This window comes from Dorea sp. Marseille-P4042, assembly GCF_900290215.1.
In the GTDB taxonomy this organism is placed as follows: Bacteria; Bacillota; Clostridia; order Lachnospirales; family Lachnospiraceae; genus Dorea; species Dorea formicigenerans.
Genome location: NZ_OLMI01000002.1, coordinates 1,029,580 through 1,049,278, shown reverse-complemented (window position 1 = coordinate 1,049,278; position 19,699 = coordinate 1,029,580). Strand labels below are relative to the sequence as shown.

At 40.9% G+C, this 19,699-nt stretch carries 16 protein-coding genes and 1 riboswitch; of the genes, 12 read left to right on the top strand and 4 right to left on the bottom strand.

The window, feature by feature from the left end:
- Positions 1–37: 37 nt before the first annotated feature.
- Entirely contained in the window at positions 38–1,417 is a 1,380-nt protein-coding gene (locus C7E02_RS10625; protein WP_105309526.1) for an aldehyde dehydrogenase, read from the bottom strand.
- Between the two features lie 457 nt (positions 1,418–1,874).
- Between C7E02_RS10625 and C7E02_RS10620 the strand changes: the two genes are divergently transcribed.
- Complete coding sequence (locus C7E02_RS10620; protein ID WP_005341296.1) at positions 1,875–2,537, top strand: VanZ family protein; 663 nt, start codon at positions 1,875–1,877, stop codon at positions 2,535–2,537.
- A 33-nt stretch (positions 2,538–2,570) separates the two neighbouring features.
- On the opposite strand, the gene C7E02_RS10615 is transcribed toward C7E02_RS10620, so the two are convergent.
- Entirely contained in the window at positions 2,571–3,245 is a 675-nt protein-coding gene (locus C7E02_RS10615) for a thiamine phosphate synthase (protein WP_330406768.1), read from the bottom strand.
- A 248-nt stretch (positions 3,246–3,493) separates the two neighbouring features.
- On the opposite strand from C7E02_RS10615, the gene C7E02_RS10610 reads away from it, so the two are divergent.
- The 4 genes from C7E02_RS10610 to C7E02_RS10600 all read left to right on the top strand — a co-directional run bounded on the left by C7E02_RS10610 (position 3,494) and on the right by C7E02_RS10600 (position 9,288).
- A complete protein-coding gene (locus tag C7E02_RS10610; RefSeq protein WP_105309525.1) occupies positions 3,494–4,657 on the top strand; it encodes a transglutaminase domain-containing protein in 1,164 nt (387 codons plus the stop codon).
- Positions 4,605–4,940, top strand: a complete 336-nt coding sequence (locus C7E02_RS19765; protein WP_242978793.1) for a DUF3878 family protein — start codon at positions 4,605–4,607, stop codon at positions 4,938–4,940. Before C7E02_RS10610 ends, C7E02_RS19765 begins: the two co-directional genes overlap by 53 nt.
- The gene (locus C7E02_RS10605; RefSeq protein ID WP_242978792.1) at positions 4,864–5,373 is read left to right on the top strand and encodes a DUF3878 family protein; all 510 of its coding nucleotides are present in this window, start codon (positions 4,864–4,866) and stop codon (positions 5,371–5,373) included. Before C7E02_RS19765 ends, C7E02_RS10605 begins: the two co-directional genes overlap by 77 nt.
- Before the next feature lie 477 nt (positions 5,374–5,850).
- The gene (locus C7E02_RS10600) at positions 5,851–9,288 is read left to right on the top strand and encodes a pyruvate carboxylase (protein WP_105309524.1); all 3,438 of its coding nucleotides are present in this window, start codon (positions 5,851–5,853) and stop codon (positions 9,286–9,288) included.
- Between the two features lie 64 nt (positions 9,289–9,352).
- Positions 9,353–9,482: riboswitch (FMN riboswitch) on the top strand.
- A 474-nt stretch (positions 9,483–9,956) separates the two neighbouring features.
- Here the strand turns inward: C7E02_RS10600 and C7E02_RS10595 are convergent.
- A complete protein-coding gene (locus tag C7E02_RS10595) occupies positions 9,957–11,273 on the bottom strand; it encodes an IS110 family transposase (RefSeq protein ID WP_055304676.1) in 1,317 nt (438 codons plus the stop codon).
- 369 nt (positions 11,274–11,642) lie between these two features.
- Here C7E02_RS10595 and C7E02_RS10590 point away from each other — a divergent pair, with 369 nt between their 5' ends.
- The 7 genes from C7E02_RS10590 to C7E02_RS10560 all read left to right on the top strand — a co-directional run bounded on the left by C7E02_RS10590 (position 11,643) and on the right by C7E02_RS10560 (position 18,164).
- Positions 11,643–12,275, top strand: coding sequence for an ECF transporter S component (locus C7E02_RS10590; RefSeq protein ID WP_022278791.1), 633 nt, complete (start codon positions 11,643–11,645; stop codon positions 12,273–12,275).
- Between the two features lie 326 nt (positions 12,276–12,601).
- The gene (locus tag C7E02_RS10585; RefSeq protein ID WP_022278792.1) at positions 12,602–13,774 is read left to right on the top strand and encodes an ABC transporter substrate-binding protein; all 1,173 of its coding nucleotides are present in this window, start codon (positions 12,602–12,604) and stop codon (positions 13,772–13,774) included.
- Positions 13,775–13,924: 150 nt separating this feature from the next.
- Positions 13,925–14,809 (top strand): branched-chain amino acid ABC transporter permease, encoded by an 885-nt coding sequence (locus C7E02_RS10580; RefSeq protein WP_005341308.1) that lies wholly within the window; start codon positions 13,925–13,927, stop codon positions 14,807–14,809.
- A 9-nt stretch (positions 14,810–14,818) separates the two neighbouring features.
- Positions 14,819–15,886 carry a branched-chain amino acid ABC transporter permease gene (locus tag C7E02_RS10575; RefSeq protein ID WP_105309837.1) on the top strand — a complete coding sequence of 356 codons (1,068 nt, stop codon included), beginning with the start codon at positions 14,819–14,821 and terminating at the stop codon, positions 15,884–15,886.
- 1 nt (position 15,887) lies between these two features.
- Complete coding sequence (locus C7E02_RS10570) at positions 15,888–16,649, top strand: ABC transporter ATP-binding protein (RefSeq protein WP_105309523.1); 762 nt, start codon at positions 15,888–15,890, stop codon at positions 16,647–16,649.
- A 50-nt stretch (positions 16,650–16,699) separates the two neighbouring features.
- Positions 16,700–17,410: an ABC transporter ATP-binding protein gene (locus tag C7E02_RS10565; RefSeq protein WP_005330898.1), complete on the top strand. Its 711-nt coding sequence runs from the start codon at positions 16,700–16,702 to the stop codon at positions 17,408–17,410.
- A gap of 139 nt (positions 17,411–17,549) precedes the next feature.
- A complete protein-coding gene (locus C7E02_RS10560) occupies positions 17,550–18,164 on the top strand; it encodes a cytidylate kinase-like family protein (protein ID WP_105309522.1) in 615 nt (204 codons plus the stop codon).
- Positions 18,165–18,230: 66 nt separating this feature from the next.
- Here C7E02_RS10560 and C7E02_RS10555 read toward each other — a convergent pair whose 3' ends face one another.
- Complete coding sequence (locus C7E02_RS10555; protein WP_105309521.1) at positions 18,231–19,559, bottom strand: MATE family efflux transporter; 1,329 nt, start codon at positions 19,557–19,559, stop codon at positions 18,231–18,233.
- Between the last annotated feature and the right edge of the window lie 140 nt (positions 19,560–19,699).

The following is a 19,699-nucleotide window of genomic DNA, read 5'->3' as shown; positions in this document are numbered from 1 at the left end:
GAGAACTGTAAACTGGTCTGTTGTTTTTAGATAGCATTTATTTTAGAAACATATGTAACAACTTATTATTTATCTTCTTGTAAGGCTGATATCGTATTGGAAGATCCAGCCAGGTCTTCTTATCCACAATACTTTTGTAATGTGTAAATGTATCAAATCCGGTCTTTCCGTGGTAACTGCCCATGCCGCTTTCGCCAAATCCGCCGAAAGGCATTTCGCTTGTGGCAAGGTGAATCAGTGTATCGTTAATGCAGCCTCCGCCGAACCCGATTCTTGCAATTACATTTTCCGCTACATGTGTATCTCCTGCGAAAATATAAAGTGCAAGCGGATGGGACATGGCACGGATATTATTCACGGCTTCGCTGATAGAATCGTAAGTCAGGATTGGAAGAACGGGTCCGAAGATTTCTTCCTGCATGACAGCGTCCGCAAAGGTGACGTTGTCCATGATTGTTGGCTCGATCTGTAAAGTGTGATGGTCGAAAGTGCCGCCATAGACCACTTTGTCGTAATCAATTAGTCCAAGCAGCCGGTCAAAATGTTTTAAATTGATAATTTTGCCATATTCTTTATGTGCCAGAGGCTGTTTACTATATTGTTTTTGAATCTGTTTTTTCAATTCTTTTATAAGTTTATCTTTGACTGTGCGGTCGCAGTAAATGTAATCAGGAGCAACACATGTCTGCCCACAATTTAAAAATTTACCAAAAACAATACGTTTAGCAGCAAGTTTGATATCGGCACTTTTATGAACGATGCAAGGGCTTTTACCACCGAGCTCAAGGGTGATTGGAGTCAGATGGTTGGAAGCATGCCGCATCACTTCCTTCCCTACTTCCTGGCTTCCGGTAAAGAAGATGTAGTCAAAATGTTCATTTAGCAAGAAATTATTTTCCTCGCGCCCACCTGTGACAACGGCCACATATTTTTCATCGAAGCATTCCTGGATCATACGGCTGATCAGAGCAGTAGTATGTGCAGAATAGGCACTTGGCTTCAGGATTGCGGTATTTCCAGCTGCCAGCGCATCGATCAACGGCTCTATGGTGAGCATGAACGGATAATTCCATGGACTCATAATCAGTGTGACACCATACGGGGACGGTTTTTGATAGCTCCTGGAGTGAAACTGTGCCAGCGGGGTCCTGACTGTGCGCTTTTTCGAAAATTTGCGTGTATGTTTCAGCATGTAAGTCAGTTCGCTTAAGACGAGACCAGTCTCGCACATGTAGCTTTCAAAAGCACATTTTCCCAAATCTGCACGGATTGCGATATTCATTTCATTTTCATATTTTAAGATGCATGCTTTTAATTTTTGAAGTGCATGTATACGATATTCTACATCAAGCGTAGCATCGGAATGAAAAAAAGTCCGCTGTTTCTGAATCAGTTGTTTGATTTCAGCCTGTGTCATAAGAAAAGCCCTCCTATATAATTGAATTCATTTTTAAATTTGTAATTGGTCCCCCAAATACAGCTCTGGTTTGCTGGACTGCAAGTACGATGCCTACGGATTGTTCCGTGCTTTGCACTCCCATAATCCTCCCAATTATTCGCATATCGTGGGATTGTCATCCCACTTTTAGGCTCATATTGGGGCGCGTCCCAAGGTCTTTCATCCACTTATGAGCAAGTTCATGTGGATGAAAGACCTTTTGACCCTGGCATCATATTTATATGATTATGATAGATGCATTTGTCTGATAATTCAAGAAACAAATTGAAAGAAATGTTGATGTTATCGGACTGCATGATACAGGCATGGGTTAAAGCTACAGAGAATATTAAGAATATTCTAAAGAAGTTGTTAAGAAATGTATTCTAATATATCAGGTGTGAAGATAAAGGCTGGAAAAAGGAGAGAAAATGTTATGGATTATGTGAGGATTTTATATATTTATATAGTTGAGGATTTTATGTACAGTGGTTATCTGCTTCTTACGCTGCTGCTGCCGTGTCTGATATATCAGGGACTAATGGAAATCAAAGCAAAGCAAAATTCCAGACGTGTGCCTGCAAAATATTATTTTGGAGTTTATGTAATGCTCGTTTATCTGTGGGCGGTATTTAAAGTGACAGGGATTGGCCTGTTGGCAGACATTGTAAGACTTAAAGGTGCCATCAGTGGTGGATATAACTGGAATCCACTGGCAGGATTGGGCATGGGGTTTGTGTTAAATATAATCATGTTTCTGCCGCTTGGGCTGTTGATACCATGTATATGGAAGCAATGCAGAAATATAACAAATGTCACAGTCACAGGATTTTTACTGTCGTTAACAATTGAAATTTCTCAGATATTTAACGCGCGTGCAACAGATATTGATGATCTGCTTGCAAATACGATCGGCGCGTGCGCAGGATATCTGATCTGGAGAGGTATTTATGTGTTAGTTTGTGGAAAACAGAAAGAAAAAGGTGATGGACATGTGGAAAATCCAATAGAGGCTGATGGAAGAAAATGGGAACCAATGATATATCTGGCGCTGGCTTTTTCCGGAGCGTTCTTTCTGTATAATCCATATGTGCAATAATGAATTGCAGAAGACAATAAAAAAGATGCAGTTTTAAAGCTGCATCATTCCTGACATAATACACCCGCCGCAGGCACCTTGTTTTTTCAGGCTGTTCCATTGCTGCGGGTCAAATTTTATTCCGCCGATTCCGTAGACAGGAATCGTGACTGCATCACAGACATTTTTCAAAAAATCAAGTCCACGTGGCGGCAGGCCTTTCTTACAATCTGTTGTGAAAATGTGTCCGGCTGTCACATAGGTCGCACCGAGCTGTTCTGCTTCCATGGCATCCTCGACAGAATGAACAGATGTGCCGATTTTATGGAAGTCCGTAACATGAAAACTCTGCGAGATTGTCGAATCCTGACTTTGTAAATGCTTCTGCGACTCGGCAGACAACTCCCGTAACAGAGGCAGTGGCAAATGAATGGCATCATGTCCGAGTTCCAGCGCTGCTTTCCAGTAAGTATGTAAGATACATGGAACATCGTAAGCTTTACAGATATCCAGAATACTTTTTGCTAATGCTTTGTATTCGTCTTCTGGCAAATCCTTTTCTCTAAGAATGAGAGCGTCCGGGTGCCATTCGCAGACCCGTTTAATCTGGTCTTCAAAAGGTTGATTGCAGAGATGTCGGTTTGAAATGGCAAGGATTTGGAAATTTCTGCCAGGATCATCCCTCTTCTTGAGAATAGAATTATTTATCATAGAATCATTACAGTTCATATTGGATTCCTACTTTCTGAAAACTTCTCACAGCCTATTACATAAGCTCTTCTTTGAAATTTACATTTCCCAGTATAAAAAGTCTGATATGGAATGTCAATGTATGCTTCAAAGAAACACGAAAATATTCATAATATATGCTATACTCTAATTGCAATGTTCGACTTGAATTTGCGTGTGACAGAAAACTCGCAATCATTATTAGTGACAAAAACTTGAAATGATAGAAAAGGATTACGGGAAATTACATGGAACAGTACTATTATAATAGGATGAATAAAATAGAACAGGCAGTTTATCATGCCTTGTATCAGGGATTTTTAAATATAGATGAAGAGATTCAGATTCCAAGACTGGAGGGTGAGGCACTTTATAATGTCTTTTTCAAGCTCCGGCTGGATCATCCGGAAATTTTCTGGGCAACAGGCTATAAGTATAAATATTACAACGATTCTCCCAATCTGATTTTTGTGCCGGAATATTTATTTGAAAAAGCAAAGATAAAAGAACATCAGAAAGCCATGACAGCCCGAGTAGAGAAAATCACAAGAGAAGCGAAAACATTTTCCCAGTGGGGCAAGGAAAAATATATACACGACTTTTTATGTGAAAGTATACATTATGATAAGCTGAAAAAACCTTATTCCCATGAGATTATCGGACCTTTAGGGCATGGGGTAGGCGTATGTGAAGGAATTGCAAAATCCGTGAAGGTATTGTGTGATGTCCTTGGAATCTGGTGTATGATCGCAGTGTGTGGAAATAATCCGGAAAAAGGGATTAAGTACCGTCATACATGGAATATCGTAAAGATTGACGGACAGTATTATCACCTGGACGTAACATTTGACAATACGCTTGGCAATTATGAGAAAAAAGAAAATCAGAAACCGGAAAACAAAACTCCACGCAACACATCGGGAAAGAACAAAGCCGGAAAAGCAGAACAGATGGATTTCAGGTACGATTATTTTAACCTGGATGATAAAAACATTTTCCGGGATCACGAACCACTGTTGTATCCGGCTCCAGCATGCAACGAGGGCGGACACTTCTATTATAAAGAAAAGAAACTGTCATTTACAAAGATAGAAGATGTATACAAGCGGTCGCTTCAGGCAGCGAAGAAAGGACGCGTGCTGACCTTTCACTGGCGAGGCGGCTATCTGACCAAAGAAGTGTTAAAAGAACTTCTGGAAGAAATCGAGAGAGCCGGACGTGAGAAAAATAAACAGCCTCAGATCAGTCTGAACTGGGCACAGGCAGTCTTGAGGGTGGAGTATCAGGAACTGCCGGAAGGCATGATCAGAGAAACGAAAGTTGTGATGGAAGATGCCAATGAAGGAGAGCGAGAGATAATTGGAAACGGAGAAAAACACAGAAAATGTGTGGAAAGCAGAGCAAAAGAATAAAGAAAATGTGGAAAATCAGGCGTACCAGATTAGTCAGGAGAGAGCTTTGGAGATGCTGGAAGAACTTTTGGAACAAGATCAGTTCGAATTACTTCTGCCAGAGTATAAACTGGTTTATATGATGAACGATGCAGTGGAAAGTTTTCTTGTATTTCACGGTGCGCGAATGACCGGAATTCTGCACACCGACAGAACAGAAACTGGCAATGTTAGAACAGTTCCCGCCACTCAATTACTGCTGTTACCCGGCAGTGCCGGATCAATATATTGTACCAAAAGATAATCCGTGGCAGCCGTCAGAAGAGGCAATCACAGTCATGGAAGAATTCGCAGAAGAAGCAGACGATAAAAGCATGATAAAGTTATTAAAATATTACCGGAAACATCATGGTATGAGAATGAGTCGTTACATAGCCGTAAAATTACATCAGACAAAACATGTACGCTTCATAGAACTTCTGACAGAAAAACTCAAACAAGAAGCCGCAAACTATCCAAACCGGAGTTTCGGAAAAGAAGCTGATGAAAGACATCAGAAACTTATCAGTCAGGCAAAAAAAGAGCAGGCAGAACTTTATCAGCAGGGAATCAAATCCGAGGTACTAAGAGAAGAGCCATTCGTCACCGCACAAGACGAACTCGACTATAAGGTTTATCTCATGATTTATAAGTGGCAGGGAAAAAACAGGGGCGTCAATGTCAGAAGAATAAATTAAATTTCCAAAATAAAAAGAGCCCTCCCACCGGAAGACTCTCAAAGGAAAAAGTATGAAAAAGAAAATTGTTATTTATATCTCAGCATCTCTCTTGCTGATGTCTATATAATAATGAAAAAATGTTTTCGATTTGTGTTTAGATTGTTAAAAAAGTGTGAATCATGGAAAAGAAAAGTTTTGATGCAATTTTTATCTGTTATAGACAAGAAAAAAGGGAAAAAAGAGGCTAAAATGAATTTTATAATTCAAAATCTTGCAAATTTCATTGTTATTTTCTTAACTATCGTCAAAAAATGAAGTTGTCATATTTTTATCTTGCATTTCTCAGAAAAATCCTGTAAACTAAATCAAAAGTGCATGTAATCCGTGTGGGGCAGATGAACTATCATGCGACTTTTCGGTCAATTTGTAATTGCCCGTGGGATTAGAGAGAAAAAGGCTAATTGCAAACCAATAAAAAAAGAGAGGAAGAAGACAATGAAACAGTTCAAGAAAGTTCTGGTGGCGAACCGTGGGGAAATCGCCATTCGAGTATTCCGCGCGCTCAATGAGCTCGGAATTGTGACAGTCAGCATTTATTCTAAGGAAGACAGATACGCTCTTTTCCGTTCCAAAGCAGACGAATCCTATCCCCTGAATCCTGATAAAGGACCAATCGATGCATATCTTGATATTGATACAATTATTAAGATCGCACTGAATGCAGGCGTAGATGCAATCCATCCTGGATATGGGTTCCTGTCAGAGAATCCGGAGTTTGTAGATGCATGTGAACAGAATGGCATTACATTTATTGGACCTTCCAGTGATATTATGAGAGCAATGGGAGATAAGATTTCTTCCAAACAGATTGCCATTGCAGCAGATGTACCAATCATTCCTGGAGTAGATCACGCGATGAAGTCTTATGAAGAGGCAGCGAAGATTGCAGACATGGTCGGATATCCGATTATGCTGAAAGCTTCCAACGGTGGTGGCGGACGCGGTATGCGTATTGTCAATGATCCGGCTGATCTGGAAAAAGAATTCAACGAAGCGAGAAACGAATCTAAAAAAGCTTTCGGTGATGATATGATCTTCGTTGAGAAGTATCTGAAAGGACCAAAGCATATTGAGGTTCAGGTAATCGGAGATAATTACGGCAATGTTGTGCATCTGTTCGACCGTGACTGTTCTGTGCAGAGACGTCATCAGAAGGTCGTAGAGTATGCGCCGGCATTTACCATTCCAGACGAGACAAGAGAGAAGATTTTTGATGCAGCAATCCGTCTTTGTAAAAATGTTGGATATGTTAATGCAGGAACACTGGAGTTTCTGGTAGACAGAGATAACAATCCATACTTTATTGAAATGAACCCTCGTATTCAGGTAGAGCATACAGTCAGTGAGATGGTGACAGGAATTGATATCGTGCAGGCTCAGATCCTGGTTGCAGAAGGATATGCTCTTGATTCAGAGGAGATACATATTAAATCACAGGAAGATGTTACATGTAACGGATATTCTATTCAGACTCGTGTTACTTCTGAAGATCCGGCAAATAACTTCCTGCCGGATACAGGTGAGATGACAGTATATCGTTCCGGTTCCGGTAATGGTATCCGTCTGGACGGTGGCTGTGCATATGTCGGAGCCGTTGTATCACCACACTATGACAGTCTGCTTGTAAAGATTATTTCTCATGACCGTACCTTTGCAGGCGCAGTGAGAAAATCCGAGCGTGCCCTTCAGGAGATGCGTATCCGTGGAGTTAAGACAAATATTCCGTTCCTGATCAATGTGCTGAACCACCCGACATTCCAGTCCGGTCAGTGTTACACAACATTTATCGAGGAGACACCGGAGTTATTCCGCCTGACACACAGCCTGAACCGTGCGACTAAGATCATTGAGTTTATCGGTGATCGTATCATCAATTCTGACATGGGTAAGAAGAAACAGTTCGATAACCGTATTCTGCCGACATTTGACCATGATAAACCGGTCTATGGTGCAAGAGATGAATTTTTAAAACTTGGTGCAGAAGGCTACATGCAGAAGATTTTAAAAGAAGAAAAGCTTTATGTTACAGATACAAGTATGCGTGATGCGCAGCAGTCACTGGTGGCAACACGTATGCGTAGCAAAGATCTGTGCGGTGCCGCTTATGCGACAAATGCATTTATGCAGAACGCATTTTCAGTAGAGGCATGGGGAGGTGCTACATTTGATACAGCGTACCGATTCCTGAAGGAGTCACCGTGGAAACGTCTTACAACTTTAAGAGAGCGTATGCCGAATACATTGATCCAGATGTTGCTTCGTGCGTCCAATGCCGTTGGATACAGCAACTATCCGGACAACCTTGTAAAAGAGTTCATTCAGATCTCAGCAGAGAATGGAATCGATGTATTCCGTATTTTTGACAGTCTGAACTGGATCGAGACTATGAAACTGCCAATCGAGGAGGCACTTAAGACTGGAAAGATCGTTGAAGGTGCAATCTGCTACACAGGAGATATTACAAGTCCGAACGAGACAAAGTATACATTAGATTATTATGTGAAGATGGCGAAAGAACTGGAGTCTTTAGGATGCCATTCTATTGCAATCAAGGATATGGCAGGACTTCTGAAGCCGCTGGCAGCAAAAGAACTGATCAGCACACTGAAGAGAGAACTTCATGTACCACTACATTTGCATACACACGATTCCACGGGAAATGGTGTAAGTACTGTTATGATGGCGGCAGAAGCCGGCGTAGATATTGTTGACCTGGCAATTGAGTCTATGTCATCACTGACCAGTCAGCCGTCTATGAACGCAGTAGCAGAGGCACTTCGTGGAACAAGACGTGACACAGGCCTGAAGCCGGAGGAACTGACAGAATTAAGTCACTACTACAGCCGTGTGCGTGAAGTATATGCACCATTTGAAAGTGATATGAAATCTCCAAACACAGAGATTTACAAATATGAGATTCCGGGAGGACAGTACTCCAACTTGCTTGCACAGGTAACAAGTATGGGGTCACCGGATGATTTTGAAGCAATCAAGGGACTTTACAAAGACGCCAATGATCTGCTTGGAAACATCGTAAAAGTAACTCCAACTTCCAAGGCAGTCGGTGATCTGGCTATCTTTATGTACAAGAATGGCCTGACAAAAGATAATATTCTGACAGAAGGTGCCGGATTATCCTATCCGGATTCCGTCGTATCTTATTTCCAGGGTATGATGGGACAGCCGTATGGTGGATTCCCGAAGGAGCTGCAGAAGATTGTCCTGAAAGATATTAAACCACTGACAGAACGTCCAGGTGCACTTCTCCCGGCAGTTGATCTGGATCAGATTAAGAAGGATCTGTGCGAGAAATATCATTATGAGGATCGCTCAGAAGCAGATATGTGCAAGAAAGCAGTCAGCTATGCACTGTATCCGAAGGTATATGAGGACTATTGCGAACACTTTGAGATTTACAATGACGTTACAAGATTGGAAAGTCACGTATACTTCTATGGCCTTAGAAAGGGTGAGGAGACTTACTTGAAGATTGGCGAAGGAAAGGAACTTCTGATCAAATATCTGGAAGCAAGCGAGCCGGACGAGGAAGGATACCGTACATTGATGTTCCAGGTAAATGGATCTATCCGTAACGTCAAGATTCTGGATAAGAAACTGGAGATCAAGACAGATCGTAAGCTTAAGGCAAGCAAGTCCAATCCGAAACAGCTTGGAGCAAATATCCCAGGTATCGTAGGAAATGTCCTTGTCAAAGAGGGAGATACGGTCAAAGTCAATACACCGCTTCTTACTCTGGAAGCTATGAAGATGGAGACAATTGTTGTATCTACGATCGAAGGTGTTGTAGACAAGATTTATGTAAAACCAGGTGAAACAGTGCATCAGGACGATCTGATGATGTCCTTCCAGTAAAAAGATTTTTGAAAAAAGCCTTGAAAAGGACTAATCAGAGGATTATAATCAAATACAGATAAGAGAGATTCTTCGGGGCAGGGTGTAATTCCCAACCGGCGGTAAAGTCCGCGACCCGCTGTGTAAGTGTATGCAGTGGCTGATCTGGTGAGATTCCGGAACCGACAGTAAAGTCTGGATGAGAGAAGAATTATGGTGAATGTATGTCAGTCCCCCGAAGCGTAAGCGTCGGGGGATTTTGTGTTGTCAAGCATACGACAAAAAGGTTCGGTGGATCTTTTTTAGTGATACATTCTAAAGAAGCATAGTTCCAAAAGAAGTATTCTTTCTTACTTAAAATAAAAGAGGGCGGTGCCTGAGGTTTTCATTTGCACAGCTCAGACACACCGCAGATAAAAAGTCCAGCTAATAAATGTCAATAGTTAAATGAGAAAAAAATTATTTTGTTTTCTGACTAAAAAAGGGCAAACTTCCCCCTTGGTGAAAATATCATTTTTTGAAAGATATTGAATCATTGGGTTCATAGTATTTTANAAAGTCCAGCTAATAAATGTCAATAGTTAAATGAGAAAAAAATTATTTTGTTTTCTGACTAAAAAAGGGCAAACTTCCCCCTTGGTGAAAATATCATTTTTTGAAAGATATTGAATCATTGGGTTCATAGTATTTTATGCAGCTATGTCGCATTTAGCAGCATTGTATTGTTTGATATGCTCCTGAGGAGCAATGATTTTAAATGGTTTGTTGTCTCTGAGTATTGCAAATATCATATTGCATACCTTATGTGAAACAGCTCCCATTGCTACGAGCTTTGGTTTTGAGTCACATTTCTTGAGGTAGTACTCACGAAGAACTGGATTTTTAGCTTCTCCATTACGGGAGATACTGATGCTTTGTAAGGTTAACGTGTGAATCACACGTCTAGCTATGGCAGAACCACGCTTAGACATTTGAACCTTGGTACCTTCAAATTTTCCGGATTGTTTTACTGCCGGATCAAGACCGAAATAAGCGAAAAGTTGTTTTGGTTTTGAAAATGCTGAAAAGTCACCAATCTCACCCATGATGGATACAGCAGACAAGAAACCGGCACCTTTAAATGTTTCAATCAAATGAATCTGCTTGACAAAGTCGGCATCTTCATTAGCATCAACAAGCTCATGGAGCGATTCAAGAATGTTGTTGATTTCTTCATCATATTTACGTATGAAGCTGATATAAAGGCGAATACGCTTGATGTTGCTGTCTATGATGTAACCAAACTGATTTGCATCAGTTGCCGCCTGAATTATGGCATTATACTTATTTTGAGCATATGTAAGTCCAAAGCGAGCTGTTGATTTGATGATATCAATAATCTCTTGCTTGTCTGCTTTAAGAAAAGCTGATGGAGAGGTATAAGTCTCCAATAATGTAAGAGAAGTGTTGATAGTAACCTTGGAAAAGATGTCAAGATACTGTGGAAACACCATGCGTAATTCACCCTGAAGCTTATTCACATAGGCACTGCGATTATCCATTAAATCGTAGTATTCACGGCATAGGTTACGGCAGTTTAGAGCAAGATCTGAAGGCATAAGTGAAACCTTTAAATCAGGTTTCAAACCAACCAAAGCAGCTTTTTTAGAATCAAAACGATCATTATGTACTTTTCGTATGTTGATGTTTGTGCTATTCTTAGTGATGATAGGATTAATAACCGAGCAGTTAAAACCCTTATCACGAAGATAGCAGAAGAGTGGGTAATGATAAATTCCCGTGGATTCGAGGAAAATGTGACTTTCCAAAGAATACAACTCTTCTGCTTCTTTTATTTTAGAAACAGCGGTTGTAAGGGAATCAATACTGTTATGTAGGATTTTGTAAGGTTTTCCTACGAATTGTTGGTTTGGAAGTGCTATAGACATCCATGAGAAATCAGCACCGATATCAATACCAACAGAGATGAATAAATCATCGAGATTAAAGAAAACTTTGTTTGACATGAGCAATAGCTCCTTTCTGATAGGAATCCATTTCCAATCTGGCAGGTACACAACCTAGCGCGTTATTCGGGTATGGCCTTCCGGCTCCCAACCAGCTAAAACATAAAACCCTGTCGAATGGACTAATTGACTTAATTACAGGTATCCACTGATAATCAGTGTCCCAAGGAGAAATACATTCTTTGTCCTATCCTAAGAGATGATACCTTATGTTTTATCTAGTGTCTATCAGGAACCGTCAGACATGATCATTATTATGGATAACATCTGATGAAGGAAGAATCCCTTCTTCTGTTATCTGATTTATAGAAACTTATTAACCAAGTAGTCTTGATTGACTACATCATTATTATACTAGGAGAGAAAGAAATGAGTACAAATGTAGCAACACAGAACAAGTCAAACACAGCAGGTATGTCAAAAGTAAGATTCATTACCCAGGTGGGAATGCTGGGGGCAATTGCAGTTATTTTAATGGCATTTGAAATACCGCTTCCATTTGCACCGGCATTTTACAAGATTGATTTCAGCGAAGTTCCGGCACTGATCGGCTGCTTTGCAATGGGACCGGCAGCAGGAGCAATGATCGAACTTATTAAAATCGTATTACATCTTCTGATCAGTGGAACATCTACAGCAGGTGTCGGTGATATTGCCAACTTTGCAATTGGCTGTGCCTTTATCCTTCCGGCAGCATGGATCTATAAAGCAAAACACTCCAGAAAAAGTGCAATGATCGGAATGGCAGCAGGAACTGTATTTATGGCATTTATCGGTTGCTTTTTAAATGCATATGTATTACTCCCGGCTTATGCAAAAGCATTTAGCATGCCAATCGATGCGTTGGTAGGAATGGGAACAGCAGTAAATGGTCATATTACGAATTTACTTACATTTGTCGTATTTGCAGTAGCACCATTTAACCTTTTGAAAGGTGCAATGGTATCCGCTGTAGTACTTCTGATCTACAAGAAGATCAGTCCGATTCTGAAAATGAGATAATATCAGCTGGGAGATGACTCCCGCCTCTATAGGTGGTGAGAAACAAGCTTGTATCAGTAGGGGGATGTTCCAACATCATTATATAGAAGGAAAATATTAAAAAATAGCAGGTGGATATATGGCACTCAATGTCAGAGCTTAAATATGACATTGAAAGCGATATGTTTACCTGTTATTTTTTATATAATAAGAAATTGTAATTTCTATTATGTATAAAAGATTGTACTGATAAAAAAACAGAGTGAAATCTAAAATTTTCATTGACAGACGGAAAAGAAGGAGATATTATAAGGTCAATACAAAAACAGAGTTGGAGGATAGGAATTATGAAATTTAAAAAAGTTGTAAGTGCTGTATTAGTATCAGCACTGGCAGTCAGCATGATGGCAGGCTGTGGTTCTAAGAGCGGAAGCTCAGATTCAAAATCAGATGTATTTAAAATTGGTGGAATCGGACCGATGACAGGAGATGCAGCAGCATATGGTGAAGCAGTAGACAACGGTGCAAAGCTTGCTGTAGAAGAGATTAATAAAAATGGTGGAATCAATGGTAAGCAGGTTGAGTTCAAGACAGAAGATGATCAGGCAGATGCAGAGAAAGCTGTGAATGCTTACAATACTCTGAAAGACTGGGGTATGCAGATTCTTATGGGAACTGTAACATCTGGTTCTTGTACAGCAGTAGCATCTGAGACAGACAGTGATCACATGTTCCAGATCACACCTTCCGGAACAGCAGTAGAGAGCGTTGAGGATCACGACAACGTATTCCGTCTTTGTTTCTCAGATCCTGAACAGGGAACAAAATCTGCAGAGTACATTGCAAAGAACAAACTTGCAACAAAGATAGCAGTTATTTATAACAGCTCCGATGTATATTCTAATGGAATTTACACAAACTTCGCAGCAGAGGCTAAGAAAGAAGGCCTTGATGTTGTAGCAGCAGAAGCATTTACAGCAGATAATAAGACAGACTTTTCTGTACAGTTAAAGAAGGCACAGTCATCAGGAGCTGATCTTGTATTCCTTCCAATCTACTATCAGGAAGCATCTGCTATCTTACAGCAGGCAGCTAAGTTAGATTATCATCCGACATTCTTTGGATGTGATGGACTTGACGGAATCCTTGGTGTAGAGGGATTTGATAAATCTCTTGCAGAGGGAACGATGCTTCTGACACCTTATGCATCTGATGCACAGGATGAGAAGACTCAGGCATTCACAAAAGCATATGAAGATAAATACGGCGATACACCAATTCAGTTTGCAGCAGATGCATATGATGCAATTTACGCTATCAAAGCTGCAGCAGAGGAAGCGGATGTAACACCGGATATGGATTACTCAGAGATGTGCGACAAATTGATGGACGCTATGACAAAGATCAAGATTGACGGTCTGACAGGTGTAGACGGAATCACATGGGAGAAGAACGGTGAGCCGAACAAGGCACCTAAGGGTGTTAAGATTGAAAATGGTGTATATGTATCCATGGACTAATTCAGCCCGATAAGTTAAAATAGTGATAAGCGGCTGCTACAGAATTGCTGTGGCAGCCTTTCTCACATATTGCATCATAGTTGGGGCTTTTGCCCCCAACATCATTATAATTGAGAGGTAAAAATTTTAGTTAAAGGAAGGAGAAGAAAAATGAGTTTTATATCTTATCTCATTAATGGTATCAGCCTTGGAAGTGTATATGCGATCATCGCTCTTGGCTATACCATGGTATACGGTATTGCTAAGATGTTGAACTTCGCCCATGGTGACGTTATTATGGTCGGAGCATATATCGTATTGACTTGTGTGACAGGCACAGGTCTGAATCCAATTGTTGCAATCATTATTGCGACGATCGCCTGCACAATTTTTGGAATTGTAATTGAAGGAGTTGCTTATCGCCCGCTTCGTAATGCGGCATCTCCACTGGCAGTTCTGATTACAGCAATCGGTGTCAGCTACCTGCTTCAGAACCTGGCACTTCTGATTTTTGGTTCTAATACGAAATCATTTCCAGAAGTCATCAAATTGCCAAACTTAAAATTGGCAGGTGGAAAGCTTACAATTACAGGAACAACCATCCTGACAATTGTACTATGTATTGTTATTATGGCAGGTCTGATGCTGTTTATTAATAAGACAAAAGCAGGTCAGGCAATGTTGGCTGTATCCGAGGACAAAGGTGCAGCACAGCTTATGGGAATTAATGTAAATAAGACTATTTCCATGACATTTGCAATCGGATCCGCACTTGCTGCAATCGCAGGTGTACTGCTCTGCTCTGCATACCCAAGCCTGACACCTTACACAGGTTCCATGCCTGGTATCAAGGCGTTCGTAGCAGCTGTATTTGGTGGAATCGGTTCTGTACCGGGAGCGCTGATAGGAGGAATTATTCTTGGAATCATTGAGATTCTCGGAAAAGCATACATTTCTTCACAGCTTGCAGATGCAATCGTATTTGCAGTTCTGATCGTGGTACTTCTTGTAAAACCTACTGGAATTCTTGGTAAGAATATCCAGGAGAAAGTGTAGGTGGCAGGAATGTTAAAGAATATGAATAAAACAACAAAAAACAACATGATTACATATCTTATGGTAATCGTAGTTTACGCAGTAATCCAGGTACTTGTTACAAGTGGAAGCCTGTCTAGCTTATTTACAGGATTACTTGTACCAATCTGTACTTACATCATTTTGGCAATTTCTCTGAACCTGGTCGTAGGTTTTCTTGGAGAACTGAGCCTTGGACATGCCGGATTCATGTGTATCGGAGCATTTACAAGTGCATTTTTCTCTAAATGCATGAAAGGTGTCATTGAGCCGGATCTTTTAAGATTCATGATTGCTCTTCTGCTCGGAGCAGTGTGCGCAGGAATTTTCGGAATCCTAATTGGAATTCCGGTACTTCGTCTGAACGGAGATTACCTGGCAATCGTAACACTGGCGTTTGGCGAGATTATTAAAAATGTAATTAATGTCTTTTATATTGGCAAAGATTCTAAAGGATTCCATTTTTCAATGAAGGATTCCGTCTCTTTGAACATGGAGCCGGATGGAAAGATTCTTCTGAACGGACCACAGGGAATCAGCGGAACACCGAAAGACAGTACATTTACTATCGGATTTATATTAATTCTGATCACACTTGTCATTGTTCTGAATCTGATCAGCTCCAGAACCGGACGCGCGATCATGGCGATTCGCGATGACCGTATTGCAGCAGAATCCGTAGGAATCAATATAACAAAATATAAACTGATTGCATTTTCTCTGTCTGCAGCAATTGCAGGAATGGCTGGAGTGCTTTACTCACATAATCTGTCATCGCTGATGGCAACACCACAGAACTTTGGATACAACATGTCTATCATGATTCTTGTATTTGTTGTTCTGGGAGGCATTGGAAGTGTGAGAGGTTCTATTATTGCAGCAGCAATCCTGACACTGCTTCCGGAACTTCTGCGTGGGCTGTCCAATTACCGTATGCTGATCTACGCAATTGTACTGATTGTCATGATGCTCTTTAACTGGGCTCCGAAAGCAATTGAGTGGAGAGAAAAACATTTGGCAAAATTCAAACGGAAAAAAGCAGTAAAGGAGGAAGCATAAGATGGCATTATTAGATGTAAAAAATCTGTCCATTTCCTTCGGAGGACTGCGTGCAGTAGACGGGTTTGAAATGCAGATCGAAAAAGGGGAACTTTACGGACTGATCGGACCGAACGGAGCCGGTAAAACAACGGTATTCAACCTTCTGACAGGTGTGTATAAGCCAAATGAGGGAATTATCAAACTGGATGGCGAGGATATTACAGGTAAGAAGACGATTGACATCAACAAAGCAGGTATTGCAAGAACATTTCAGAATATCCGTCTGTTCAAGCAGTTATCAGTACTTGATAATGTAAAAGTAGGACTTCACAATCACTATAAATATTCTACACTGGAAGGAATCTTACGGCTTCCAAAATACAAAAAAGTAGAGAAAGCCATGGACGAGAAGACTATGGAAATCTTGAAGGTTTTTGATCTTGACGGTGAAGCAGATGTGCTGGCAACGAACCTTCCATATGGTAAGCAGAGAAAGCTGGAGATTGCCCGTGCTATGGCAACAGAGCCGAAGCTTCTTCTTCTGGACGAGCCTGCCGCAGGTATGAACCCGAATGAGACGGGAGAACTGATGGAGACGATCCAGTTCGTGAGAAAACATTTTGGAATGACAATACTTCTGATCGAGCATGACATGAAACTGGTATCCGGAATTTGCGAAGAACTGACAGTTCTGAATTTCGGTCAGGTACTGGCACAGGGAAAAACAGCAGATGTGTTGAATAACCCTGAAGTTATTTCTGCATATCTTGGAGATGAATAAGAGAACCGGAAACAAACGTAAAGAAAAGCCAGACAGGAGGAAATAAGAATATGGCAATGCTTGAAGTAAAGGATTTGGAAGTATATTACGGAATGATCCAGGCAATCAAAGGCATTTCGTTTGAAGTAAACCAAGGAGAAGTTGTGGCTCTTATCGGAGCAAATGGAGCCGGAAAGACAACCACACTTCATACAATTACAGGTCTTCTTCCGTCAAAGAAAGGAACTGTAACATTTGAGGGACAGGATATTACAAAAGTGCCTGCTCACAAAATTGTATACATGGGAGTCGCACACGTACCGGAAGGACGTCGTGTATTTGCAGATCTGAGCGTATACCAGAATCTGAAAATGGGTGCATACACAAGAAAAGACAAAGAGGAGATTGAACAGACGCTTGCTATGGTCTATGAGAGATTCCCTCGTTTGAAAGAAAGAAAGGACCAGAGAGCCGGAACACTCTCCGGTGGCGAGCAGCAGATGCTGGCAATGGGACGGGCGCTTATGTCAAAACCGAAACTGATCGTCATGGACGAGCCTTCCATGGGACTTTCACCAATCTTTGTAAACGAGATCTTTGACATTATCAAAGAAGTAAGAAAAACGGGAACGACAGTACTTCTCGTAGAGCAGAATGCGAAGAAAGCATTGGAAATCGCAGACCGCGCCTATGTATTAGAGACAGGTAAAATCTTGCTCAGCGGAGATGCAAAAGAGCTGATGAACGACGATGCAGTTAAGAAGGCATATCTTGGTGAGTAGAGGATAAATGTGTAGAAGTTCAGGGAAGAGTAATGTTTTCTTCTATGAGTTTCAGATTGAGGCTTGTTAGAGCAAGACTTGCATAAAAGAGATGTTACATTTAAAATATAAGTAACAGAAAAAGATTGGGGGAATTGCTATGAAAAGAGTAGTAATAACAATCAACAGACAGTATGGAAGCGGTGGAAAGACCATCGGGTACATGCTGGCAGAAAAACTCGGAATTCCATGCTACAGCAGAGAAATCCTGCAGCGTGCCTCCGAGGAAAGTGGTATTAATGAGAGTATGTTCAATGCACGAGATGAACGCCTGAAAAGGTTACCGAAATTCCTGCTATCCACCAACGTATATAGCGGAGAACTCCTTCCACCGGAAAGCAAAGAATTTACATCAGATCAGAATCTCTTTAACTACGAAGCTGAGATCATTAAAAAATACGCAGCAGAAGGTTCTTGTGTATTGATCGGACGATGCGCTGACTTTGTCTTAAAAGACGATCCGGATATGATCAGCGTATACGTTCATGCAGATCACGATTTCCAGATGAAATCCGCATTAGAGCGTGTCAGCATGAGCGAAAAAGAGATGGAGAAATACATCGAACGAGCCAACAAATACCGTTCAGACTTCTATCATTATCACACAGGAAGAAGCTGGGATGATGCAGAAAATTATGACCTGTGCATCAACAGCGGAAAACTTGGATTCGAGAAGACAGTAGAGTTGATTGAATCTTATATCAAGATAAAATAGTAAGATGGGGACGTAGCACTTTGCAAAAGTGTTACGTCCCCATCAACGATTCAGGGTATCCCCAATTTAGTGTTTCAGACTTTTTCTATAGATCCACACAGAAGCTATTGCGCTGATAAGTTCTGTGATCCAGAATGCATTCCATACTCCGACAGCACCCCGGATACGGCTTAAAATAAAGGCCGCCGGCATAATGATAACTACATAACGCATCAGAGAAATGAGCAGTGACTGTACCCCTTTTCCGAGGCCTTCCAGTGCGCCGGAAGCAGTAACGGAGATACTGGAAACAATAAATCCGGAGCTGATAATGCAAAGTGCAAGACCGCCCGCCTGAATTGTTTCAGGATTCGTAGTGAACATTCCGATAAGACCATTTGCAAAAAACAGACACAGAAGTGTTCCGCCTGTCATGATTCCACCACACATAAGCAGCGCCAGACGGAAAATTTTTCTTACGCGCTCCATTTCTCCGGCACCATAGTTGTAACCAATGACTGGACGCATTCCCTGGACAATTCCACTTGCCGGAAGATAAAGGAACGTCTGCAATTTGTAGTAAATTCCAAGCACTACGACGTAAATGTCGGAGTAGGCGGAGAGAACACCATTAAGAAATGATACTAAAAATGAAGGCAGAGCCAGGTTTAAAATGGCTGGTACGCCAATTGTGTAGAGCCTAAAATCCAAGGATCGTTGAAGGGGCAGACAAGATTTTTTTAGCTTTACCGGAAGTGGCTTCTTCACATAATAGATTAGATAAACAATTACAGTAATAATCTGTCCGATGCCGGTTGCAAGCGCAGCACCTTTAATTCCGAGTTTTGGGAAGAATCCAATTCCGAAAATCAGCAGCGGATCCAGTATGATATTGGAAATACAGCCGCATAAAAGTGCAAACATCGTCTCATTCATTCGTCCTACAGCCTGAAATATTTTCTCAAAAGCCAGACTGATCATAATCACTGGCGCGAACAAAAACACAATTCTGGAATATTCTAATCCAAGTTTTATAACATTTTCATCTTTCGTAAATGCTCCTAAAAATGTTGGCATAATTGCAATGCTGATGATCAGAGCAAGAAATCCATGTATCACTGAAAGAATCATTCCGTGAGTTGCGGAAGCATTTGCATTTTCTTTATTGCCAGCTCCGAGATGGAATGCGATCATAGCGTTGATTCCGACGCCAAATCCAATGGCAGTCGCATTCACAAAGTTCTGTACCGGAAAAACCAGTGACAGGGCAGCCATTGCCTGCTCATTGATCTGAGCTACGAAAAAACTATCTACAATATTATAAAGCGAGTTCACCAACATTGAAATGACCATAGGAAGCGCCATAGAAGTCAAAAGAGGCAGAATCGGCTTTTCTTTCATAAATGTATCATTCATAAATATTTCCTCCTTAAAAATATGTTAACCGAATTATTTCGGGCATACAAAAAGCCGTACAATTATAAAAAGTCTATAATTGTGCGGCGAAAAAAAGTTGAACTGAAAAAGTCCACACTGTAGTTTTTAGAATATGTATT